The sequence below is a fragment of the Myroides sp. JBRI-B21084 genome (assembly GCF_030545015.1).
Lineage (GTDB): Bacteria > Bacteroidota > Bacteroidia > Flavobacteriales > Flavobacteriaceae > Flavobacterium.
The window spans coordinates 2,282,836-2,306,271 of record NZ_CP120653.1; the positions used below are offsets into that span (position 1 = coordinate 2,282,836).

The 23,436-nt window shown below is 34.1% G+C and carries 20 protein-coding genes; 11 read left to right on the top strand and 9 right to left on the bottom strand.

Going from position 1 to position 23,436, the window contains the following annotated elements; all coding sequences use genetic code 11:
* Positions 1-131: 131 nt before the first annotated feature.
* A complete protein-coding gene (locus P3875_RS10975) occupies positions 132-521 on the bottom strand; it encodes an HU family DNA-binding protein (RefSeq protein ID WP_303444005.1) in 390 nt (129 codons plus the stop codon).
* Between the two features lie 170 nt (positions 522-691).
* The gene (locus P3875_RS10980) at positions 692-1,273 is read right to left on the bottom strand and encodes a hypothetical protein (protein ID WP_303444006.1); all 582 of its coding nucleotides are present in this window, start codon (positions 1,271-1,273) and stop codon (positions 692-694) included.
* A 237-nt stretch (positions 1,274-1,510) separates the two neighbouring features.
* Between P3875_RS10980 and P3875_RS10985 the strand changes: the two genes are divergently transcribed.
* Positions 1,511-3,247: a helix-turn-helix domain-containing protein gene (locus P3875_RS10985; RefSeq protein ID WP_303444008.1), complete on the top strand. Its 1,737-nt coding sequence runs from the start codon at positions 1,511-1,513 to the stop codon at positions 3,245-3,247.
* Between the two features lie 71 nt (positions 3,248-3,318).
* Here P3875_RS10985 and groL read toward each other — a convergent pair whose 3' ends face one another.
* The 7 genes from groL to miaB form a co-directional block, all read right to left on the bottom strand.
* A complete protein-coding gene (gene groL / locus P3875_RS10990) occupies positions 3,319-4,947 on the bottom strand; it encodes a chaperonin GroEL (RefSeq protein WP_303444009.1) in 1,629 nt (542 codons plus the stop codon).
* Positions 4,948-5,017: 70 nt separating this feature from the next.
* Complete coding sequence (locus P3875_RS10995) at positions 5,018-5,293, bottom strand: co-chaperone GroES (protein ID WP_303444010.1); 276 nt, start codon at positions 5,291-5,293, stop codon at positions 5,018-5,020.
* 137 nt (positions 5,294-5,430) lie between these two features.
* A complete protein-coding gene (secG, locus tag P3875_RS11000) occupies positions 5,431-5,811 on the bottom strand; it encodes a preprotein translocase subunit SecG (protein WP_303445440.1) in 381 nt (126 codons plus the stop codon).
* Between the two features lie 5 nt (positions 5,812-5,816).
* Positions 5,817-6,779 carry a tetratricopeptide repeat protein gene (locus tag P3875_RS11005; protein WP_303444012.1) on the bottom strand — a complete coding sequence of 321 codons (963 nt, stop codon included), beginning with the start codon at positions 6,777-6,779 and terminating at the stop codon, positions 5,817-5,819.
* Positions 6,780-6,783: 4 nt separating this feature from the next.
* Entirely contained in the window at positions 6,784-7,296 is a 513-nt protein-coding gene (locus tag P3875_RS11010) for an LptE family protein (RefSeq protein ID WP_303444013.1), read from the bottom strand.
* Between the two features lie 44 nt (positions 7,297-7,340).
* The gene (locus tag P3875_RS11015; protein WP_303444014.1) at positions 7,341-8,612 is read right to left on the bottom strand and encodes a sigma-54 interaction domain-containing protein; all 1,272 of its coding nucleotides are present in this window, start codon (positions 8,610-8,612) and stop codon (positions 7,341-7,343) included.
* Between the two features lie 110 nt (positions 8,613-8,722).
* On the bottom strand, positions 8,723-10,168 hold the full coding sequence (miaB, locus tag P3875_RS11020; protein WP_303444015.1) for a tRNA (N6-isopentenyl adenosine(37)-C2)-methylthiotransferase MiaB: 1,446 nt from the start codon (positions 10,166-10,168) through the stop codon (positions 8,723-8,725).
* A 130-nt stretch (positions 10,169-10,298) separates the two neighbouring features.
* Between miaB and P3875_RS11025 the strand changes: the two genes are divergently transcribed.
* The 10 genes from P3875_RS11025 (at position 10,299) to P3875_RS11070 (ending at position 23,412) form a co-directional block, all read left to right on the top strand.
* Complete coding sequence (locus P3875_RS11025) at positions 10,299-10,859, top strand: hypothetical protein (RefSeq protein ID WP_303444016.1); 561 nt, start codon at positions 10,299-10,301, stop codon at positions 10,857-10,859.
* A 4-nt stretch (positions 10,860-10,863) separates the two neighbouring features.
* Entirely contained in the window at positions 10,864-11,793 is a 930-nt protein-coding gene (locus P3875_RS11030) for a helix-turn-helix transcriptional regulator (RefSeq protein ID WP_303444017.1), read from the top strand.
* A 62-nt stretch (positions 11,794-11,855) separates the two neighbouring features.
* Entirely contained in the window at positions 11,856-14,381 is a 2,526-nt protein-coding gene (topA, locus tag P3875_RS11035) for a type I DNA topoisomerase (RefSeq protein WP_303444018.1), read from the top strand.
* Between the two features lie 6 nt (positions 14,382-14,387).
* A complete protein-coding gene (locus P3875_RS11040; RefSeq protein WP_303444019.1) occupies positions 14,388-15,524 on the top strand; it encodes a formimidoylglutamase in 1,137 nt (378 codons plus the stop codon).
* 124 nt (positions 15,525-15,648) lie between these two features.
* Positions 15,649-17,070: a type IX secretion system lipoprotein PorK/GldK gene (porK, locus tag P3875_RS11045; RefSeq protein ID WP_303444020.1), complete on the top strand. Its 1,422-nt coding sequence runs from the start codon at positions 15,649-15,651 to the stop codon at positions 17,068-17,070.
* A 44-nt stretch (positions 17,071-17,114) separates the two neighbouring features.
* On the top strand, positions 17,115-17,873 hold the full coding sequence (porL, locus tag P3875_RS11050) for a type IX secretion system motor protein PorL/GldL (protein WP_303444021.1): 759 nt from the start codon (positions 17,115-17,117) through the stop codon (positions 17,871-17,873).
* 29 nt (positions 17,874-17,902) lie between these two features.
* Positions 17,903-19,468: a type IX secretion system motor protein PorM/GldM gene (porM, locus tag P3875_RS11055; RefSeq protein WP_303444022.1), complete on the top strand. Its 1,566-nt coding sequence runs from the start codon at positions 17,903-17,905 to the stop codon at positions 19,466-19,468.
* Positions 19,469-19,479: 11 nt separating this feature from the next.
* The gene (porN, locus tag P3875_RS11060) at positions 19,480-20,364 is read left to right on the top strand and encodes a type IX secretion system ring protein PorN/GldN (RefSeq protein WP_303444023.1); all 885 of its coding nucleotides are present in this window, start codon (positions 19,480-19,482) and stop codon (positions 20,362-20,364) included.
* 56 nt (positions 20,365-20,420) lie between these two features.
* Complete coding sequence (locus P3875_RS11065) at positions 20,421-21,482, top strand: NAD(P)/FAD-dependent oxidoreductase (RefSeq protein ID WP_303444024.1); 1,062 nt, start codon at positions 20,421-20,423, stop codon at positions 21,480-21,482.
* A 4-nt stretch (positions 21,483-21,486) separates the two neighbouring features.
* Positions 21,487-23,412 carry an ABC-F family ATP-binding cassette domain-containing protein gene (locus P3875_RS11070; protein ID WP_303444025.1) on the top strand — a complete coding sequence of 642 codons (1,926 nt, stop codon included), beginning with the start codon at positions 21,487-21,489 and terminating at the stop codon, positions 23,410-23,412.
* Positions 23,413-23,436 lie beyond the last annotated feature (24 nt).

The following is a 23,436-nucleotide window of genomic DNA, read 5'->3' on the forward strand; positions in this document are numbered from 1 at the left end:
TAACCAGTTGTTTAAAAAAAACCACGTGTGGTTTAGCAGTAAACCACGTGTAATAATTAATAAAACCACGCGTGTAACTAACTAAAACCACGCGTGGTTTATAAAAAAACTACATAGGTGTTTATAAAGTACTATTTAACGCGCTGCAGGGTAGCGGCATTTAGGGTATCGGAAATGCGTTTGCCTGGACGGTAGTTTGCTTTTACTGCTTTAATGTGTTTTTGGGCATTAAACTGTTCGGCAGTTGCAGTGCCTTCACTTGAAAGCGATGGGTACAGCGAGCCTATTTTATCTAAACGAACAATTTTGCTGTTGGCAAGTGCTTCTTGCATTACGTTTTCTAAAGCGATAATTACTCCGCGTATATCGGCTTCGCTTAAGGCACTAAATTTTTCAATTGCTTTTACCAAATCGTCTATGGTTTGTTCGCCATCGGTAACAATATTCGCATACCATTTTTTGGTGCCGCCGCCTACAACGCCTGGCTCGCCTTTTTCTATTAATTTGTATTTAATTGCCATGTTTTAAAGTTTTAAAAGGTTTTAAATTGTTTTAACTATTTTGAGTTTTGTTAGTTGCCTGCTTTTATATTGTTTCGAAAACCGGTATTCCGGACTACCGACCTTCGAAAACAACGTTTAAATGCTGTTGTACCAAGTTTGTATGAGAAAAAACAACTTTTAGTACATGTTTAAAACGTGTGCTTTTTTAAATCTACAGCACCTGCATATAGAATGGCTTTTGTAAGATTGTATTGCGCACCATACGCAAAAGCTATGGATCTTTTTTGTTTCCAATAATCATCGTTATTACCATTTCCTTCCTGTTGAATTGCATATAAAGTATTCACTAAATCATACTCTTGCGAATTGGTTATTGTTGCCAACATATCTGTAGTAAAAGTGTTGTTAAGTATGGCAATAATGGCAGTTTTAGTTTCTGTAGTATAGTTAAATTGTTCAATTATACTGTTGTTAGCGTTTTCAAGTACATATAATTGGGTAAAATCAATAACTTCTGTACCACTACCACTTGGTACTATATTGTTTACATGGTTTTGATAGCGTATTAAATTAGTGTCATGTGTTTCGTTGTAATTGTATATAAAACTGTTTACTACATTTGTATATACAATAAAGGCGTTAACCGTACGTGATTGTACAGTTGTTTTTGTGCGTAACGAATTGTTGTTTTCTACTAATTGTTCATCGGCATTTTCGCATGAACTACATAAAGCTGAAATTGCTACAGCCCATAAAAAAAAATTTTTCATTGTTTTCGAATTTTTAAATGGTGCTGCCCGGGTAGCATATTGTTGTTTTACTAATTTGGCAGATTTTAAAAAAAACGAAGGGCAAAAAGGTAAAAACTTTACAGAATGTACCTTTTTGCCTATTGATTTGTAATGTGATGTTGTTTAAATAGCTTGTTTTTAATGGTTTATTGAAGATGTGTACGTGATGTTTTTTTTTGTAAATTTGGTTGATAACCAATTTTAAAATTGATGATTTTGCCAAAAAGAATAGTATTTGTAATTATTTGGTGTATCTTTTTTACCTTGCCTTTTAGTGCCAATACACAAACACTAGACCCTGCCTTTAAAAAAAGCTGGGAACAACTGAGTGTTGATACACTAACTAATCAGCAAAAATTAGATTTGTTAGACCGCTATATTGAAAAAGCGCAACGCAAAAAAAACAAATTAGAAGAGTATAAAGCACTTAAAAAGAAAACTTTTTTATTGCCTTTTAACGAAGCTGTTTTGTTATTACACAAAATGAATCCTTTGGCACAAAATTTAAAAAACGATAGTTTGTGGGGAGATTTTTTGATAAGAAATACTATTTTGTACTATTCTAATCGCCATTTTAAAGAAGCATTGGATTATGCCATACAAGCCGAAAAGTTTAATGCAAAAATTAATAATTTATATAATTTAAATTCTGCACGAGTAGATATAGGCAATATATACTACCATACGCAATATTACCAAAAGGCAAAAGATTATTTTTTGTTAGCCAATACCTATTATAAAAAAGTACACAGTTACAAACACTTGCAAGGGTATATGTGCAGTTTATACAATTTAGGGAAATGTTATTGGATGTTAGAAGATGTAAAACAACTACAACAAACTATTCATGCCAGTAATGAAGCGCTGCCTAGGCTTAAACCCGAAGATGAAAAATTTGAAGCAGCTTATTTGAATTTTTTAAAGGGTGGAAACGCCTATTTAAACAAAGCTTATAACCAAGCACAGTTGTTTTTTGAAAGTGCCTTGCCCGAAATTAAAAAGAACAACGATTTGGCTAACGAACATATTATTTATATGTATTTGGGCAAAATAAAATGGCAACAAGGACAAAAGGAACAAGCTGTTGCTTACTTTACTAAAGTAGATAGTTTGTTTAAGCACCATAAGTTTTTAAATTTTGAATTGCGCGAGACTTATACTTATTTGCGTACGTATTACAAAGAAACCCACCAAAACGAAGCGTTATTAGAAACTACAGAACGTTTAATTGCACTAAACCAACAGTTTGAAAAAGAACAACAGCACATTGGTGATGTATTGCATTACCAGTTAGAAACCCAACAATTACAAGCCGATAAGAACAATCTGCAAAACCAAATGCAAGCTTATAAATTGCGTTTTATAGGAGTAGGGGCGTTGACATTGCTTTTGTTTGGCACGACTGTTTTTTGGTTTTTAAAACGCAAAAAACAACCGCAAACTCATTTAGTTTCATCGTTACCAATAAAACAAGAAACACCGGCCAGTATTGCAACTACTGTTGTAAGTAACGCATTTAGTATACAAGATTTACAAAACACTGCTGTTTTAACAGATAAAGCAAATACAAAAGCACAATTGCCCCCAAAGCTAACCGCCACAGAGCAACGTTTGTTTGAACAGTTGCGTGTTTTTGAAAACGAAAAGCAATTTAAACAAACCATTACTTTAGAGGAATTGGCTTTGCAATTTGGTACCAACCGCACCACGCTTTCAAACTTTTTAAACACCCACAAAGGCGGTTACAATGCCTATTTAAGTAAATTGCGTGTGGCCGAAGTAATGAAAGATTTAAAAAACGATAAAACACTTTGCGGTAAAACATTGCAAGAATTAGCTAATAGCTACGGTTTTTCAAACGCCAAGGCATTTAGCAGCCAGTTTAAAACCGAAACAGGTAATAGTCCGCTTGCATTTATAAAAAGTATTACCCAAACAAATACATGTGTGTAAAAGGGTGGTAGGTAAAAAAAGAAATCCGATTCGTTTGAATCGGATTTCTTTTTATGATTGTTTAAAAAGTATTACATCATACCTGGCATACCGCCGCCCATAGGCATTTGGTTGGCACCTTCTTCTTTAATATCAACTAAAGCACATTCTGTAGTTAAGATCATACCTGCAACCGAAGCAGCGTTTTCTAAAGCTACGCGCGTTACTTTTTTAGGATCAATGATACCTGCAGCAAGCATATCAACGTACTCATCGGTTTTAGCGTTGTAACCAAAGTTACCAGTACCTTCGCCTACTTTTGCTACAATTACCGAACCTTCTAAACCAGCGTTTTCAACAATGGTTCTTAAAGGCGATTCAATAGCGCGCGAAACAATTTGAATACCTGTTTTTTCATCGGCATTTAATGCATCAACAGTACCCAATGCATTTTTAGCACGTAGTAAAGCAACACCACCACCTGCAACAATACCTTCTTCAACAGCGGCACGTGTTGCGTGTAAAGCGTCGTCTACACGGTCTTTTTTCTCTTTCATTTCAACTTCCGAAGCTGCGCCAACATACAATACCGCTACACCTCCAGCTAATTTAGCCAAACGTTCTTGTAATTTTTCACGATCGTAGTCAGATGTAGTAGTTTCCATTTGCGCTTTAATTTGGTTTACTCTGTTTTTAATCAAGTCAGAATTACCTGCGCCGTTAACAATGGTAGTATTGTCTTTATCAATAGAAACGCGTTCAGCAGTTCCTAACATTTCTAAAGTAGCGTTTTCTAATGTGTAACCGCTTTCTTCTGCAATAACAGTTCCACCTGTTAAAATAGCAATGTCTTCTAACATAGCTTTTCTACGGTCACCAAAACCTGGCGCTTTTACAGCAGCAATTTTTAATGCACCGCGTAATTTGTTAACTACTAGGGTAGATAAAGCTTCGCCATCAACATCTTCGGCAATAATTAATAATGCTTTACCTGATTGTGCCACTGGTTCTAAAACCGGTAATAATTCTTTTAATGAAGATATTTTTTTATCGTATAATAAAATGTACGGATTTTCAAATTCTGTTTCCATTTTTTCTGGGTTGGTCACAAAATAAGGCGATAAGTATCCTCTGTCAAACTGCATACCTTCTACCACATCAACATACGTATCGGTACCTTTAGCTTCTTCAACAGTAATTACCCCTTCTTTACCCACTTTACCAAAAGCTTCGGCAATTAATTCACCAATAACTTCGTCGTTATTTGCAGAAATAGAAGCAACTTGTTTAATTTTATCGGTAGTAGAACCTACTTCTTGCGCTTGCGAAGCTAAATCTTTCACAATAGCATCAACGGCTTTATCAATACCGCGTTTTAAATCCATAGGGTTAGCACCTGCGGCAACGTTTTTTAATCCTTCTTTTACAATAGCTTGTGCTAAAACGGTTGCAGTAGTAGTACCATCACCCGCTAAATCGTTGGTTTTAGACGCTACTTCTTTTACCATTTGCGCGCCCATGTTTTCTAAAGTGTCTGCCAATTCAACTTCTTTAGCAACCGAAACACCGTCTTTAGTAACGTGTGGTGCACCAAAAGATTTAGAAATAATTACGTTACGCCCTTTAGGACCTAAAGTTACTTTAACTGCATTAGCTAATGCATCAACACCGCGTTTTAAACCGTCGCGTGCTTCAATATCGAATTTAATATCTTTTGCCATAATTTTTTTTAATGTTTAAATTGTTTAATGTTTAATATTGTTTAAAGTTGTTACAGGAATAACTTGAAACTTATATAATTGCGAAAATATCTTCTTCGCGCATGATTAGGTAGTCTTTACCTTCAAATTTTAATTCGGTGCCAGCATATTTGCCATATAAAACAGTATCACCTACTTTCACAGTTAGTGGCTCGTCTTTTTTGCCATTTCCTGTAGCAACAACAGTTCCTTTTTGAGGTTTTTCTTTTGCAGTGTCTGGAATAATGATTCCTGAAGCAGTTTGAGTCTCAGCTGCAGCCGGTTCAATAATAACGCGGTCTGCCAACGGTTTCATGTTTAATGCCATACTATTTTAATTTAAATTTTAAGAATATTTATTTTTTGATTTTATGCTGACCAAAAGTGTGCCAACGATGAAAAATGATATTTTGACATAAAAAAAATGCCAGCTTATGACAAGCTGGCATTTTTAAGTGGTTTGTATTATTTTGCGGGTTGTGCCTGACTGTTTTGTGTTGCAGGTTGTGCCGCTGTATTTTGTGCAGGTTGTTGTGCTGGTGCCGCTGCATTAGGTAAAGCTGTTGGTTGTGGAGCTACCGTGTTTGGATCTAAAATTTTAGATTCGTTAGAATAGCCTGAATTAAAGCTTAAACTAGATACTAAAATTAAAACCACTAAAGCAACTGCTAAAGTCCATGTACTTTTATCTAAAAATTTGTTGGTGTTTTGTACCCCACCAACCGATGTTGAACCACCTAACGATGAATCTAAACCACCACCTTTAGGGTTTTGAATCATAATTACGATTATTAAAAGTACTGCAACAATTGTTATTAACACTAAAAAAACTGTAAACATATTTATTTGTTTTATATATTATTGAATTCTTGTAATTTTTTTATATCGGAAATTCGATTTGCAAATAAACTACTTTTTTCTGGATATTTCAAAATTAAAATTTCATAAGCTTGTATGGCTTTTTGATATTTTTTTTGTTCTAAGTAAATCCGCGCCAACGTTTCAGTCATGTAATAAGGTTCTTCTTCTTCGTTGCGATCAAGGTTTATTGCAGGTGTAACGGCCGTTTTGCTTGGTGTTATTTTTGGATTTGCCTCTATAAAACGGTCAATCAATTCCATTTTTTTTTGTTTGTTAGGAATTGTTTCTTCTGTATTATTTTCTAAAATTTCTTTGTTTTGTAAAGTTGTTTTTGGTTGATTTTTGTTTAAATCTTCTTCGTTTTCCTGTTGAATTGCGTTTGGAGATGTTAATTTTAACCATTCATTAAACGAAAATTTATCGTTTTCAGAGAAATCTAAAGGCGTGCCTACTTCTAACTTTTCTTCAAGTTGTTCAAGTGAGTTGTTAGCAACAACAGCTTGGTTTTTTTCTTGTTTTGCTTCGGATTTAGATTTAGATATTTGATCTATTTTTTGAATTAAACCAGTTTCCTTTTCTTGGTTTTCTATATAAACCAATGTGTTTAAAAGTCTTTTTTCAATATTTTCGTCTAAAGTAGGTTCGGGTTTTTTAAATTCAATATAATCAACATCAACCACCGTTACATCTTCAATTTGCAATGGTTTGTAAGCTATAAATTCATCCGAAATGATATAATCAAACAACACATCGCGATCAGTTGTGTAGGCAGCGGTTTTTTTTAATTCGTTATTGTATAAAAAGCTGCGTTGTTGGTGCAATGTTTTTAAATACAGGGCTCTGGCCGATTGTAAATAAGGGTATTGATTTACAATATTTTGTAGCATTGCTGCTTGTTCACTGCTTAGTTGGTAAGGGTTGTTTAACCACTGTACGTATTGTTGTGCATTCATAGGCTTACCATTTTGCTAAAGATGCGTTAAATACATCTTGCGTTATACGTTCGTAAATTTCGTTTAAAGCGGTGCTTAAACGTGGGCCAATAAGCTGTTCATTAGCTGGGAAATCGTAAAAATGCGAAAAGGTTTTCTCAAAATCGTCTTGCGGATTTCTTTTGTTAGTAAAACGCACATTTATAGCTATATACAAACGGTTTTGTGCGGCAGTTTGGTCGGCAGTTGCTGTCATGGGCGACACACGGTATTGTGTAATTTCGCCTTCGTAAACCAAATCGGCATTACTGTTTGTCATGTTTAAACTGGTTTGGTTTACCAATAAATCTTGTAATTGAATGGTAAAGGTACGTTCAATACCAGGTTCAACCAATTCGGCATTGTTTAAAAAGTAATTTACTTGAAAGGTTTCGGCATCAATTTTTCCGGTTCCCGTAAAATTATACGCGCCGCAACTTGATAAAATCAAACAAAAAAGGAATGCGGTAAATTTGTATAGTATGTGATGTTTTTTCATGCGATGTACTTTATAACTTGGCCTTTTTAAAACTATTTGTTTTTTTACAAATCGTATTGTTTTATTTTTCGATACAAGGTTCGTTCCGAAATACCTAACTCATCGGCGGCAGCTTTGCGTTTTCCGCTGTTGCGTTCTAATGCTTTTTTTATTAGTTGAATTTCTTTTTCTTCTAATTTAAGCGTTTCTTCGTCATCAACCGTTTCGGCAATTAAATAATCTTGCTCGTCATCATCATCTAAAACTTCTTGGTTGTTGTTTGTTGGGCTTGATGCGTGCTCTGTTAATGGAATGGAACGATTGTTTGGGTTGATTACTGTTTCGTCGTTTTGCCCGTAAATGCGTTGTATGAGTGATTTGTTCGATTCTTGCACTTGGCTAGAATTGCTGTTGTTCATTAATTCTAACGTTAGTTTTTTTAAATCGGTTAAATCGGCTTTCATATCAAATAAAACCTTGTATAAAATTTCACGTTCGTTGCTAAAATCACTTTCGGCTTTTTTAGTTTCGATAAGCGAAGGCAGTTGAGCGTTGCGTTGCGGTAAATACGATTGAATGGTTTTTAAATCGATTTCACGGTTGGTTTCAATCACCGAAATTTGTTCGGCAATGTTGCGCAATTGTCTAATATTTCCACTCCATCTGTAATGAATTAAATAATTAGCCGCATCGGGTGTTAATTTAATAGGAGGCATTTTGTATTTATGCGCAAAATCCGATGAGAATTTACGAAATAATAGATGAATATCATCGCCACGCTCGCGCAATGGAGGTAAATTTATTTCAACAGTGCTTAAGCGGTAGTATAAATCTTCGCGAAATTTACCTTTTTCAATAGCTTCGAACATTTTAACATTTGTAGCGGCAACAATGCGAACATCGGTTTTTTGTACTTTTGATGAACCTACTTTTATAAATTCACCATTTTCTAAAACACGTAATAATCGTACTTGTGTTGTTAAGGGTAATTCACCTACTTCGTCTAAAAAAATGGTTCCGCCATTGGCTACTTCAAAATACCCTTCACGGCTGTTAACAGCACCGGTGAAGGCGCCTTTTTCGTGACCAAATAATTCAGAATCTATTGTTCCTTCTGGTATTGCACCGCAGTTAACAGCAATGTATTTGCCGTGTTTGCGATGCGATAGTGCATGTATAATTTTAGGAATACTTTCTTTACCAACGCCGCTTTCGCCTGTAACTAATACAGAAATATCGGTAGGTGCAACTTGAATTGCTTTCTCAAGTGCACGGTTTAATTTAATATCGTTACCAATAATTTCAAAACGTTGTTTTATGCTTTGAACGTTTTCCATAGTTTTTGTTTAAAATTTTCTTTTTGCTTGTTACTTGTTTAATGTTTCAAGTTTGTTATAGGTGAGACTTTTCTAAAACATCCTTAAACTTGAAACAAAAAAACTAAAAACTACTGCATATCAGAATATCCAACTGCTTCACCAATTAAAGTTGCCGATGTGCAATCTGCAATCTTCACCATAACAAAATCGCCTACGTTATAATTTTCTTTAGGGAAAACTACGGTTGTATTTTGTGAATTTCGGCCAGACCAATGGGCGTCAGATCGTTTAGATGTTTTTTCGATTAACACTTCAACTGTTTGTCCTACAAATCGTTTGGTGCGTTCCATAGCAATGCGTTGTTGCAAGTCTACTATTTCTTGTAATCTACGTTTTTTAACAGCTTCAGGTACGTCGTCTTCCATTTTTCGGGCAGCTAAAGTACCAGGACGTTCTGAATAAGCAAACATATATCCAAAATCGTAACGAACATATTCCATTAACGATAATGTGTCTTTGTGATCTTCTTCGGTTTCTGTTGGGAATCCAGTAATCATATCTTGCGATAACGAAATTTCGGGTATTGTTTTATAAATTTTATCAACCAACGCCATGTATTCTTCACGGGTATGTTGACGGTTCATTTCATGTAAAATACGTGTTGAACCTGATTGTACGGGCAAGTGAATGTATTTGCAAATATTGTGGTGTTTAGCCATAACATGAATTACTTCATCGTGCATATCTTGCGGGTTTGATGTAGAAAAACGGAAACGCATTTTTGGGTAAGCAGTTGCGCACATATCTAACAATTGTGCAAAATCTACCGCAGTTGCTTTTTGCATTTCGGTTGCTTTTTCGTAATCTTTCTTTAAACCGCCACCGTACCATAAATACGAATCTACGTTTTGGCCTAACAAGGTAATTTCTTTAAAACCGCGTTCATGTAAGTCTTTAATTTCTTCCATGATACTTTTTGGTTCGCGGCTGCGTTCACGCCCGCGTGTAAATGGTACAACACAAAAAGTACACATGTTGTCGCAACCACGTGTAATAGATACAAAGGCAGTAACGCCATTTGTGTTTAAACGCACCGGAGCAATATCGCCATATGTTTCATCTTTAGAAAGAATTACGTTAATAGCATCGCGACCTTCATCTACATCTTTTAACAAATTAGGGATGTCTTTATAAGCATCGGGACCTACAACCATATCCACAATTTTTTCTTCTTCTAAAAATTTGCTTTTAAGGCGTTCGGCCATACAACCCAACACACCAACTTTCATAGCTGGATTAATTTTTTTTACTGCGTTGTACTGCTCTAAACGTTTGCGAACGGTTTGTTCGGCCTTATCGCGTATAGAACAAGTGTTAACTAAAACTAAATCAGCTTCTTCTAAGTTTTGCGTGGTGTTGTACCCTTCGTTTGCTAAAATTGAAGCTACAATTTCGCTGTCAGAAAAATTCATCTGGCAACCGTAACTTTCTATAAATAATTTTTTAGTATTATTTTTTTGTTGATCTAAAACCAAGCTTGTACCTTGTTTTTGTTCTTCAATAACCTTTTCCATAAATTCACAATCGTGTACTAATCAATTTGCAAAGATACAATTTTAATTAATTATATGACAAGTTGGCAGTTAAAATTAATTGTTTTTAACACGTCATTTAGTGTCGCTATTTAATTGTATATTTACGTTTATGAAAACTGTTAATCATTACACATGTCATTCTGGTGGTGCAGAAGGGGCCGATTCGTATTTTGAATTTTTTGCAAAGAAATTTCAAGTACAGGTTGTTGCGTATTCTTATAAAACTAATTTTCATAGTTCAGAAAATAAATATGAGTTAACAGTTGATGAATTTAAAGAAGGAGTTATACAAGTTTTAAAGGCTAATGAAATTTTAAAGCGTACCAAAATAAATGCGTATTTAAAATTATTGGCTCGCAATTGGTTTCAAGTAAAATATGCAAACGAAGTTTTTGCAGTAACCAATTTAAAAATGGTACAAAACAGGCTGCAAATTAAAGGCGGAACGGCTTGGGCGGTGCAAATGGCAATTAATAATAATAAAAAAGTTTTTGTGTATAATCAGCAAACGGCGCAATGGTTTTTTTGGGATGCATATGCGTTAAATTTTAAAACATTAACTCAAAAGCCAAAAATTACCGCTTACCATTTTGCAGGTATTGGCACCCGCAACATTAATCTTTTTGGAATACAAGCAATAGAAGAACTTTTTAAAAATACTTTTGAATAATATTATGGCAAGTAAACACAATTTAATAAGCAGATTAACCCGTATTGTTGAACTTTTTCAATTACATAGTACAAACGGTTTAAGTTTTGAAGAAGTTAACGAACACTTAAAAAGTACATTTACAGATGAAAATCAAAGTATTTCATTGCGTACATTTCAACGCGATTTAAAAGATATTGAATCATCGTTAAAAATTAAAATTACATTTAATAAAATAAAGAAAAAGTATGTTTTAGACGAGAATAGTACTGAAAACTCACTAAAAAACAGTCAGTTGTTTACATTAGAAAGCCTTAAAATGTTACACATAGCACAAGATGTTGCCGAAAGTAATTTTATATTGTTAGAAGAACGTACAGCAACTGGTTTAGAAAATTACAATTGTATAAAAAATGCCATTTGCTTAAAAAAACATTTAGAATTTCATTATCAAAAGTTTGATCAGTACAAAAGCAATCGTAGAAAATTAATGCCTTTAGCGCTTAAAGAAAGTAAAAATCGTTGGTATGTGGTTGGTTATGAATTGCAAAACGGTTTAAAAATTAATCAATTAAAAACATTTGCGTTAGACCGTATGTACCAATGCGAAGCAACTACAACTTTTGTTTTAAATAACCCCATAAACGTAGCCAATCATTTTACCGATTTTTTAGGTGTAACCACCAAGCCTTTAGATGGCTTTGCCGAAAAAGTACATGTAACCATTGAAACATCAATAGAATATGGAAAATATTTTAGTACGTTGCCCATTCATCCCTCGCAAAAAACCGAAATTATAAACGGTAAAACCATTATAAATTTACAGCTAATTCCAACTACCGAATTGGTTGCCGAACTTCTTTCGCACAACCATCAAATAAAAGTTACGCAACCCAAAAAATTAATCGAAACCATTAAAAAAATTCTTTCGCAAAACTTAAAACAATACAATTAAAGTCAATCAAAAAATGGAAATTTAAAAAAATCATATACTTTTGCTTTTCAAAATAAAAACGAATGGCAAAGAACTTAGTGATTGTAGAGTCGCCTGCAAAGGCAAAAACAATAGAAAAATTTTTAGGGAAAGATTATCAGGTAGAATCAAGCTTTGGGCACATTGCCGATTTACCTTCAAAAGAGATTGGTGTTGATATTGAAAATAATTTTAAACCAAAATACGAAGTTTCTGCCGATAAAAAAGCAGTTGTAAAAAAGCTAAAAGATCTTTCAAAAAAAGCCGAAATGGTTTGGTTGGCATCCGATGAAGACCGTGAAGGAGAGGCCATTGCTTGGCATTTAGCCGAAGAATTACAATTGAAAGGTACCCAAACAAAACGTATTGTTTTTCATGAAATTACTAAAACTGCTATTCAAAAAGCAATAGAAAATCCACGTACAATTGATTATAACTTGGTAAACGCACAGCAAGCGCGCCGTGTGTTAGACCGTTTGGTGGGTTACGAACTTTCGCCTGTATTATGGAAAAAAGTACGTGCCGGTTTATCTGCAGGGCGTGTACAATCGGTTTCGGTACGTTTAATAGTAGAGCGCGAACGTGAAATAGAAAAGTTTAAAAGTGAATCGTCGTTCAGTATAACTGCCGAATTTGTAGCACAGAACGGAAAATCGTTTAAAGCCAAATTACCTAAAAACTTTAAAACGCAACAAGAAGCTCAATCATTTCTTGAAAAAAATATAGGTGCAACATTTGCCGTTTCAGATTTAGAAACCAAACCAGCAAAAAAATCACCAGCAGCGCCATTTACCACATCAACCCTACAACAAGAAGCATCGCGTAAATTGTATTACTCGGTATCGCAAACTATGATGTTGGCGCAGCGTTTGTACGAAAGCGGATTAATTACCTATATGAGAACAGATAGTGTTAATTTATCGCAAGATGCCATTAAAGCTGCCGAAAGTGAAATTATAAATTCTTACGGAAAAGAATTTAGTAAACCACGAAATTTTTCAACCAAAGCCAAAGGAGCACAAGAAGCTCACGAGGCCATTCGTCCAACAGATATGTCGCGCCATACTGTTGCGATCGACCGTGATCAGGCACGTTTATACGAATTAATTTGGAAAAGAACCATTGCTTCACAAATGAGCGATGCCCAATTAGAACGTACCAACGTAACCATTGTTGCAAATACACACAGTCAGCATTTTGTTGCAACGGGTGAAGTATTGCTTTTTGAGGGTTTCTTAAAAGTGTACTTAGAAGGTAACGATGATGAGGAAGAAGAACAAGAAGGTTTGTTGCCAGCATTAAAAATAAATGAAGCATTACAAAATAACTACATTACGGCAACCGAACGTTTTTCGCGACCACCGGCACGTTATACCGAAGCTGCTTTAGTAAAAAAATTAGAAGAATTAGGTATTGGTCGTCCATCAACTTACGCACCAACCATTTCTACAATTATTGCAAGAAATTACGTTGAAAAAGGTACTGCCGAAGGAACCGAACGCAACTATCAAGTGTTGAATTTGGTGAACGGAAGTATAAATTCGGAAATACAAATTGAAAAGGTAGGTGCCGATAAAGGAAAATTAATTCCAACAGATATAGGTAACATTGTAACCGACTTTTTGGTGAAGAATTTTGATACCATTTTAGATTATAATTTTACAGCAAAAGTGGAAGGAAGTTTTGACGAAATTGCCGAAGGAAATTTAGATTGGACCAAAATGATGAATGAATTTTACAGTCATTTTCATCCAAATGTAATCGATGTTGAAAAAAATGCCGAACGCGAATCGGGTGAACGCATTTTAGGAACCGATCCAAAAACAGGAAAACCAGTTTCAGTACGTTTAGGGAAATTTGGACCAATGGCTCAAATTGGCGATGCCGAAGATGAAGAAAAACAATTTGCAAGCTTAAGTCCTACACAAAACATAGGAACCATTACGTTAGATGAAGCTCTTACTTTGTTTTTATTGCCAAAAAACTTAGGCGAATATCAAGGAGAAGCTGTAGAAGTAAATAACGGGCGTTTTGGTCCGTATGTGCGTTATGCCGATATGTTTGTATCGCTTGCAAAAGGTGAAGAGCCTTTAGATGTAACTTTAGAACGTGCAATTGAGTTAATTAAAGAAAAACAAAAAGCCGATGCGCCAATAGCAACTTTTCAAGGGTTACCTGTGCAAAAAGGGGTAGGGCGTTTTGGACCATTTATTAAATGGAATAATATTTTTATCAATGTTAATAAAAAATACAACTTTGATAATTTATCGCAAACCGATATTGAAGAATTAATAGCAGATAAAATTCAAAAAGAAAAAGATAAAGTATTACATGATTTTACCGAAGAAGGCATACGCGTTGAAAAAGCGCGTTGGGGAAGATCGGTTATTTTACAAGGAAAAATAAAGATAGAACTAAGTAAAGACGTAGATGCAGCTGCTTTAACTTTAGACGAGATTAAAAAAATTATAGAAGAAAAAGCACCTGCAAAAAAAACAACAGCTAAAAAGGCGCCAGCAAAAAAAGCTGCAACTAAAACAACAACAACCAAACGTACAACAAAAAAATAAAAGCAAATGATGTACGAAATTTTAAAACCTATACCTGGTTCGTTAGAATTATTTATAGAAAATTTACCAAAACATTCCATAGGTAAAACAATTAATATACATACCGAAAATGCTTTTCCCGAACTAGAAAATGTTCATTTAGCGCTAATAACAGTTAATGAAAACAGAGGTAGTTCTGGTGCAGCTAATCAAGCGGGTTTTACCGATTTTCGTAAAAATTTTTATAAACTTTTTCCTGGGAATTGGACCAAAAAAATAGTTGATTTAGGCACTATTGAAGCAGGTGCAACCTTACAAGATACCTATTTTGCAGTAAAAACTATTGTAGCCGATTTACTTAAAAAAAACATAGTACCAATAGTTTTAGGCGGTTCGCAAGATTTAACTTATGGTATGTATCGCGGTTACGATACGTTAGAACAAAACGTTAATTTGGTTTGTATCGATAATAAAATAGATGTGATAACAGATGTAGAAAACCCATCTGAAAATTTTATGACCCATATTATCATGGATACTCCAACAAATTTGTATAATTTTAGCGTGCTGGGATATCAAACGTATTTTAATTCGCAAGAAGAAATCGATTTGATAGACAAAATGTATTTTGAAGCTTATCGTTTGGGTGAAATTATAAATGATGTAAAAATTGCTGAACCCGTTTTACGTGATGCCGACATTGTAAGTTTAGATATTCATGCAATAAAATCGGCCGATTTAGGATTTTTTTCAGAATTTTGTCCTAATGGTTTTGATGGGAGAGAGGTCTGTGCTTTAGCACGTTACGCTGGTTTAAGTGATCGTGTAAGTAGTTTTGGTGTTTTTAATATTGATAATATATCACAAAAAAGTTTGCTAATTACTCAAATTTTATGGTATTTTGTTGAAGGATATAATTACAGAATGAATGAATATCCCTATATTAGCAAATCTGAATATTTAAAATACATCGTTCCATTAGAAGAACAAGAATTAATTTTTTTTAAAAGCGACATATCAGATCGCTGGTGGATCGAAATAAATAGTTTGGAAGACGAAAATCGCAAAGTTCTATTTCCTTGTAGTTACGATGATTACAAACAATCTTTGCAAAATATAGTACCCGAAAGATGGTGGCGCGCCAACAAAAAACTGTTAGGTTAAACATCACAAAAATAAAATTGTTAAATATAAATTAAATTTTTTTTTAAGATTTCGTTGTATATTTAAAAATAATTAAATAGGTTTACGCTTTGAATAATTTTTAAAATAAAACCCCAATTAATATATGAAGAAGTTCATTACACTTTCTGCGGTTGCCTCGCTATTGTTCAGTTGTGGTTCTGGTGACAGAGGAGAACTACTAGACGGAGTACAAGGGAAACGTTGGATTACCGAAAAGCCACAGGGAATGGCTTTTATTCCAGGTGGATCTTTTACAATGGGTAAAACTCACGAAGATTTACTTGGCGCTGAAGATGCTCCCGCACGCAATGTTACAATTGGTTCACTGTACATGGATGAAACGGAAGTTACAAACAACCAATATCGTAAGTTTGTAGAACACGTTAAAGATTCAATTATCAGAACTCGTTTAGCTATTATGGCTGATGAAATGGGTATGGATGCCACAGCAGGTGGAATTGGTGCGTTTGCATTTCAAGATGTTCAAGACCCATCGTTAAATCAAAATCAAACTGCATACGATCGTTATATGTATGATAACTACTACAGTATGGCAATGGATGATGATGAATATGCAGGTCGTCGTTTAAACACAAAAGCACGCTTAATTACAGATCCTCGTCGTTACCCAGATGAGTATTATGTAGAGGTTATGGATTCTTTATACATACCAGCTAAACAAAATTTAAACGGTATGGTTACTTTCGATGTTAGAAAGTTAAACTTTAAGTATTCATGGTGGGATCAAGACGCTTACATTAAAGATACATCAAATGAGGTTAGAAACCGTCAGGCTAAATTCTTGAAAACAGAAATTGTAAATGTTTATCCAGATACAACAGCTTGGGTTAAAAACTTTAACTACTCGTACAACGAGCCAATGTTTAAAGAATATTTTTGGCACGAAGCTTACGGTGAATATCCAGTAGTAGGAGTTACTCAACATCAAGCAAAAGCATTTGCGGCATGGAGAACCTTATACAAAAAAGCATATACAAATGATTTAGGTGCAAACCATAATTTATATGAATACCGTTTGCCAAGCGAATCAGAATGGGAATATGCTGCACGTGGTGGTCTTAAAAATGCTATGTATCCATGGGGAGGTCCTTATACAACTGATGAAAAAGCATGTTTCTTAGCTAACTTTAAGCCAGATAGAGCAGATTACGCAGTTGATGGCGCTTTATACACAGCAGAAGCACGTTCATACAAACCAAATGGTTACAACTTGTACAATATGTCAGGAAACGTTGCAGAGTGGACAGATTCAGCTTACGATGATGAAAGTTACATTTTACAATCAAGCTTAAAACCAAAAGGTAGAACAACATCAAACCCAATGAAAGTAGTTCGTGGTGGTTCATGGAGAGATCCAAACTATTTCATTCAAGTAGCAACACGCGATCGCGAAAATGCAGATTCTGCACGTTGTTATATTGGATTTAGAACTGTAGTTTCAGCACCAGGTCCAGGTTTATTAAACGAATCTACAGCTCCACAAAGTGGAAGAAGTACAAAATAATTTATACATATCAATTAACTAACTAAAATTTAATATTAAACAAGATGGCTATACCAAAAAAAGTAATGAATTTCTGCTACGGTATGGGAGCAGCAGTTGTAATCGTAGGTGCATTATTTAAAATTACACATATGGAATTAGGACCGCTAAACGGTAACAACATGTTAACTGTAGGTCTTTTAGTAGAAGCATTAATCTTCGCAATTTCAGCTTTTGAACCAGTTGATGAAGATTTAGATTGGGCAAGAGTTTATCCTGAATTAAAAGGTGGCGAACCACGTGCAATGCAAGTTGCAGGTAGTGTTGGTGTAACTGGAACAGTTGCTACAACTAACGCTGGTGGGGTACAACAAACAGCTCAAAGATCATCAGCGCCAACTTATGCGGCTGCTGTAGGTTCACAAGCAGTAGCACAACCAACAATGGAAAGAGGTTTATTATCTGAAAAATTAGACAATATTTTAAAAGAAGCTAAAATTGATGGTAACTTAATGGAAAGCTTACGTAACAGCATTAAAAACTTTGAAGCTGCTGCTAAAGGTATTGCTCCAACTGTTGACGCTGTTGCATCATCAAACAAATATGCAGACGAAATGGCAAATGCTGCTGCACAATTAGAATCTTTAAATTCTATGTACAAAGTGCAGTTAGAAAGTGCTACTAAAAATGCAGACATCAACAGAGAAGTAGCTGAAAATAATTTGAAATTGAAAGAACAAATGATGTCATTAACATCTAATTTATCAACTTTAAATGCAGTTTATGGCGGAATGTTATCTGCTATGGGTAAAACAGCTAATTAGTATTAACTTCTAAAAAAATCTAATTAGAAATGGCATCTGGAAAACAAACCCCTAGACAAAAGATGATTAACTTGATGTATTTGGTGTTCATCGCAATGATGGCGCTTAATATGTCGAAAGAAGTGTTAACAGCTTTTGGATTAATGAATGAAAAGTTCGAATCGGCAAACATGAGTGCCGAAGAGACAAATAAAGTATTGTTTGATGGTTTGGCTTTAAAAGCTGAAGACGAACCAGCACGTTACTCTGAACCATACCAATTGGCGCAGAAAGTGCAAAAACTTTCAAACGAATTTAATTCTTATTTAGCTTCTTTAAAAGGTGATGCTACTAAAGGATTCACTATGGATCCTGAAACAAAAAAATTACCTTATGAGCAAATGGATAAAGGACAAACCATTGATTATGGTTGGTTTGAAAAAGACGGACTTTCGGCTAAAGGTAAAGAAATCATGGATCGTATTGGAAAATACAAATCTGATTTTAAAGCATTACTTGGAAACGATGTAAAATATAAATTTTTATTGGAAGATATTGAAGAAAAATTCAATACGAACCCTGTAAAAAACAAAGATGGTCAAGATATTCCTTATTTAGATTACCACTTTAAAGGATACCCTGCTGTTGCATCTTTATCGTATTTGTCATCAATGCAAAACGATGTACGCCAATTAGAACATGAAGCTTACAACTTGTTTTTAGGTAATTCATTAAAACAAGCAGCTTCTATGAAAAATTACCAAGCAATGGTAATTCCTGATAAGGCAGTTTACTACCAAGGTGAAGCTATAAAATATAAAGTAGTTTTAGGTCGTTACGATAATTCAACAGTTCCTACTTCAGTAGTTGTAAATGGTGCTACCATTCCACAGTCACGTATTAAAGCAGGTCAGGTTGAAGGTTCATCAGTAGCATCTGGTTTAGGTGAACACAAATTTACAGGTAAATTCACTTTTATGGAAGATGGTAAGCCTGTAGTTGTAGATATCTTAAACTCTAACTATGTAGTTGTAAGTCGTCCAAGTTCAGCAACTATTTCAGCTGATAAAATGAACGTAGTTTACATTGGTTTAGATAACCCAATATCGGTTACTGTAGAAGGTATTACATCTGATAAAGTTACAGCAACAACATCTAACGGTTCGTTGAAGAAAATTGGTAACGGTAAGTTTATGTTAACACCTAGCGCTGGTAAAGAGGTTGTTATTACAGCAACTGGTGTTATGCCAGACGGTAAGGCAATTACATCTAAGCAAGTGTTCCGTATTAAAGCTATTCCAAGACCTCGTGGTACTGTACGTGGAGATTATGATGTAAAAGGACCTGCAAGCAATTTAGCTCAAGTTTCAATTGGTGCAAGAATGGAAGATTTTGAATTTGACGTTAACTTACGTGTAACTCAGTTCACAATTGTATTCCCAGGCTTAGGATCTGAAGTAATTAATGGAACAACTTTAACATCTTCAGCTCAATCTAAAGCAAACCGTTTACGCCCAGGAGATGTAGTACGTATTATTAATATTAAAGCTAAATTAGAAGGTGCTCCTAATGTTGTAATTAAAGATCCAACACCTGCTACATTTACAATTCAATAAAATTCGAAATTATGAAAAATATTAAGAATTTATTTTTTACTACTTGTGCTTTATTAGCTGTTAGTGCAACATTTGCACAAAACAACATACTAAATGCACGAATGGCAACAGAAATTGGTGACGAATCAATTGAACAGATCTATGCTAAAGCAGACGGACCTATTCCTTATGAATATGTAAATGACAGAGATGTTGTTTTTCAAAAGAAAGTATGGGAAGTTTTACCTTTAGATCAAAGACAAAATTTAGTATACTATTTTCCTTTAGAAGAAACGATTGATCGCAGACCTTTATGGAATGTTTTAAAAGACGCTGTTATGAACAAAAAAATAACAGAAGTTTACGATGACGATACTTTTAAAAGAAAATTGAATTTAAGCGAGTTAGAAACAAAATTTGTTCGAACAGATACTGCTGAAGCAGGTAAAGAACAATATATGTTAGAAGGTAGAATTGACCGTCAGTATATTTATGATGTAGTTATTAGACCAACTGACGTTAAAGAATACCGAATAATGGGTATGTGGTACCTAGATCGAAATGCTGGTGAATTAAAATACCGCATGTTAGGTTTAGCACCTGTTGTTACAGATTTGGCTACTAAAGGTACCGAGTTTGAGCAAGCTGTTCCATTATTCTGGATTTTCTTCCCAGATGCTCGTGAAATTTTATACAACACATACGCATTTAACGAGAAAAATTCTGCAATACAAACAAATTATGACTTCTTGTTCAACGCACGTAAGTTTTCGGGAACAATTTACAAAACCGATAATATTTACGGCGACAGAAACATAAGCGATTATGTACGTGAAAATGCAATGTTACAATTGTTAGAAGCAGATCGTATTAAAGAATCGATTCGTGAATTTGAAGATGATTTATGGAATTACTAATTTTGTAATTTAATTTATAAAACTCTTATCATTTTAGATAAGAGTTTTTTTTTACTATGAAAGTTGATTATATTATTGTAGGTGCTGGTTTAGCTGGCTTGTGTTTTGCTGATTATTGTTTAAATAACAATAAAACGTTTGTGATTATTGATGATGCAATAAGAACATCTTCAAAAATTGCCGGAGGTATGTTTAATCCGGTTGTTTTAAAGCGTTTTACCGCTATTTGGCAAGCCGATGAACAAATAGATTTAGCAAATGATTTTTATCCGTTAATCGAAAAAAAGCTTCAAACTAATTTTTATCACAAGTTGCCTATTTTTAGAAAATTCGCTTCTATTGAAGAACAAAATAATTGGTTTTTAGCTTGCGATCATCCTTTAACTAATAAGCATTTAAATACTAAATTACGTACACAAGCTTTTGATAACATTACAAGTCCGTTTCTTTTTGGAGAAGTTTTCAATACAGGGTACTTAAATGTTGGTTTGTTTGTATCAAGCTATCAACAGTATTTACAAAATGAACAATTGTTTGTAAACGAAAGTTTTAATTACAATGAATTAATTATTGAAGAAAGTAAAGTTGTTTACAAGCATTTTGAAGCTAAACATATTGTTTTTGCCGAAGGGTTTTCTATGTTGAACAATCCTTATTTTAATTATTTACCATTAGATGGTACCAAAGGTGAGTTGTTGTATGTAAAAATCCCCGATTTACAGCTTTCTAAAATTATAAAATCAAATATTTTTATTATTCCAATTGGAAACGATGTATATAAAATCGGTGCTACTTACAATTGGGAAGATAAAACCGATGATTTAACACAATCTGCTAAAACAGAACTTTTACAAGGACTTGAACAACTTATAAATTGCCCTTACGAAGTTATTAAACATTTGGCTGGTGTTAGGCCTACAGTTAAAGACCGCCGCCCTTTGGTTGGCTGTCATTTCGAACATAAAAAGGTACATATTTTAAACGGTTTAGGCACTCGTGGAGTTTTATTAGCGCCCTATTTGGCAGAGAAATTGTTTCTAAACATTGAAAATAATGTACCTTTGGACCCAAATATAAACGTAGCACGTTATTATAAAAAATTACAATTAATAAAATAGCAATATGCTTAATATACACGATTTATCGGTGTCGTTCAGTGGCGATTATTTATTTGAAAATGTAACTTTTCGATTAGGATCGGGCGATAGAGTAGGCCTTGTAGGTAAAAATGGCGCTGGAAAATCAACCATGTTAAAAATTTTATCGGGTGAGGTAGAACCTGATTCTGGTACAATAGCCTTTGATAAAGAAATAAAAATAGGTTTTTTAAAACAAGATATTGATTTTGTAAAAGGTAGAACGATTTTAGAAGAAGCCTATCAGGCTTTTTACGAAATTCAGCAAGTTGAAAATCAACTGCAAAAATTTAACGATGCTTTGGTTAGTAGAACAGATTACGAATCCGAGGCATACCACGAAATTATTGAAAAAGTAAGCGATTTAACCCATAGATTTGATATTTTAGGCGGTTACCAATACCAAGGTAATACCGAAAAAGTTTTACTAGGTTTGGGTTTTAAACGAGATGATTTTGATAAACTTACCGATACTTTTTCTGGCGGTTGGCGTATGCGTATTGAATTGGCGAAACTGTTGTTGCAAAACAACGATATTTTACTGCTTGATGAGCCTACGAACCACTTAGATATAGAATCAATAATTTGGTTAGAAAATTTTTTAAAATCGTTTCCAGGTGCTGTTGTTTTAGTATCGCACGATAAAATGTTTTTAGATAACGTAACCAATCGTACCATTGAAATTTCGTTAGGTAAAATTTACGATTTTAATAAGCCTTATACTGAATATTTGGTTTTGCGACAAGAAATGCGCGAAATGCAATTGGCAGCTCAAAAAAATCAGGCTAAAAAAATTGAAGAAACCGAAAAATTAATTGAAAAGTTCAGATACAAAGCTACAAAAGCTTCTATGGCTCAATCGCTTATCAAAAAGTTAGATAAAGTTGAACGAATAGAAGTTGATGAAGACGACAATTCGGTAATGAATATTTCGTTCCCAGTTTCAATTACACCTGGTAAGGTGGTTTTAGAAATGGAAAGTGTAGAAAAAGCTTTTGGCGAAAAGGTTATTTTTAAAGACATTAACCTGTTTATTGAGCGTGGAAGTAAAATTGCTTTTGTAGGGCAAAATGGTCAAGGAAAATCTACATTAATCAAAGCAATAATGAATGAATTTGATTATACGGGTACTATAAAAATTGGTCACAATGTTCAGCTTGGGTATTTTGCGCAAAATCAAGCAGATTATTTAGATGGAGAAAAAACTCTTCTTGACACGATGATTGATGCAGCTACCGATGCTAATAGATCAAAAGTGCGTGATATGTTAGGTTCTTTTTTATTTAGAGGAGATGATGTTGAGAAAAAGGTAAAGGTACTATCTGGTGGCGAACGCAATAGATTGGCTTTAGCAATGTTGTTACTTAAACCCATTAATGTATTGTTAATGGACGAGCCCACAAACCACTTAGATATTAAATCGAAAAACGTTTTAAAAGCAGCTTTAAAAAATTACGAAGGAACGTTACTTTTGGTATCTCACGATCGTGATTTTTTACAAGGAATGACCGATAAAGTGTATGAATTTAAAGATCAAAAAATAAAAGAATATTTAGGCGACATTAATTACTTTTTAGAAGAGCGCAATGCAAGCGATATGCGCGATTTTGAACAGAAAAAGGAGCAGCATACTAAGAACGATGTAAAAGTGGTTGTAAAGACCGAAAATACATTGTCTTATGAAGATCAAAAACGCTTAAAAACCTTAAACAATAAGTTAAGTAAAGCCGAAAGTACAATTACCGATTTAGAAAAGAAAATTGCTAAAGCTGATTTAGAACTTGCCGAAAATTACGAACAATTAATGAATGATACCAAATGGTTTACTGCTTATGAAAAGCTAAAGACCGATTTAGATAAAACCATGCAAGATTGGGAACAAATACAAGAAGATATTGATGGATTGCAATAAAAAAAGGCTGTACAAAACGTACAG

Bases quoted from the DNA above. Each gene is read 5' to 3' on its own strand.
- P3875_RS10975 (WP_303444005.1), bottom strand. From the start codon at position 521: ATGGCAATTAAATACAAATTAATAGAAAAAGGCGAGCCAGGCGTTGTA.
- P3875_RS10980 (WP_303444006.1), bottom strand. From the start codon at position 1,273: ATGAAAAATTTTTTTTTATGGGCTGTAGCAATTTCAGCTTTATGTAGT.
- groL (WP_303444009.1), bottom strand. From the start codon at position 4,947: ATGGCAAAAGATATTAAATTCGATATTGAAGCACGCGACGGTTTAAAA.
- P3875_RS10995 (WP_303444010.1), bottom strand. From the start codon at position 5,293: ATGGCATTAAACATGAAACCGTTGGCAGACCGCGTTATTATTGAACCG.
- P3875_RS11005 (WP_303444012.1), bottom strand. From the start codon at position 6,779: ATGAATGCACAACAATACGTACAGTGGTTAAACAACCCTTACCAACTA.
- P3875_RS11010 (WP_303444013.1), bottom strand. From the start codon at position 7,296: ATGAAAAAACATCACATACTATACAAATTTACCGCATTCCTTTTTTGT.
- P3875_RS11015 (WP_303444014.1), bottom strand. From the start codon at position 8,612: ATGGAAAACGTTCAAAGCATAAAACAACGTTTTGAAATTATTGGTAAC.
- miaB (WP_303444015.1), bottom strand. From the start codon at position 10,168: ATGGAAAAGGTTATTGAAGAACAAAAACAAGGTACAAGCTTGGTTTTA.
- P3875_RS11025 (WP_303444016.1), top strand. From the start codon at position 10,299: ATGAAAACTGTTAATCATTACACATGTCATTCTGGTGGTGCAGAAGGG.
- P3875_RS11030 (WP_303444017.1), top strand. From the start codon at position 10,864: ATGGCAAGTAAACACAATTTAATAAGCAGATTAACCCGTATTGTTGAA.
- topA (WP_303444018.1), top strand. From the start codon at position 11,856: ATGGCAAAGAACTTAGTGATTGTAGAGTCGCCTGCAAAGGCAAAAACA.
- P3875_RS11040 (WP_303444019.1), top strand. From the start codon at position 14,388: ATGATGTACGAAATTTTAAAACCTATACCTGGTTCGTTAGAATTATTT.
- porK (WP_303444020.1), top strand. From the start codon at position 15,649: ATGAAGAAGTTCATTACACTTTCTGCGGTTGCCTCGCTATTGTTCAGT.
- porL (WP_303444021.1), top strand. From the start codon at position 17,115: ATGGCTATACCAAAAAAAGTAATGAATTTCTGCTACGGTATGGGAGCA.
- porM (WP_303444022.1), top strand. From the start codon at position 17,903: ATGGCATCTGGAAAACAAACCCCTAGACAAAAGATGATTAACTTGATG.
- porN (WP_303444023.1), top strand. From the start codon at position 19,480: ATGAAAAATATTAAGAATTTATTTTTTACTACTTGTGCTTTATTAGCT.
- P3875_RS11065 (WP_303444024.1), top strand. From the start codon at position 20,421: ATGAAAGTTGATTATATTATTGTAGGTGCTGGTTTAGCTGGCTTGTGT.
- P3875_RS11070 (WP_303444025.1), top strand. From the start codon at position 21,487: ATGCTTAATATACACGATTTATCGGTGTCGTTCAGTGGCGATTATTTA.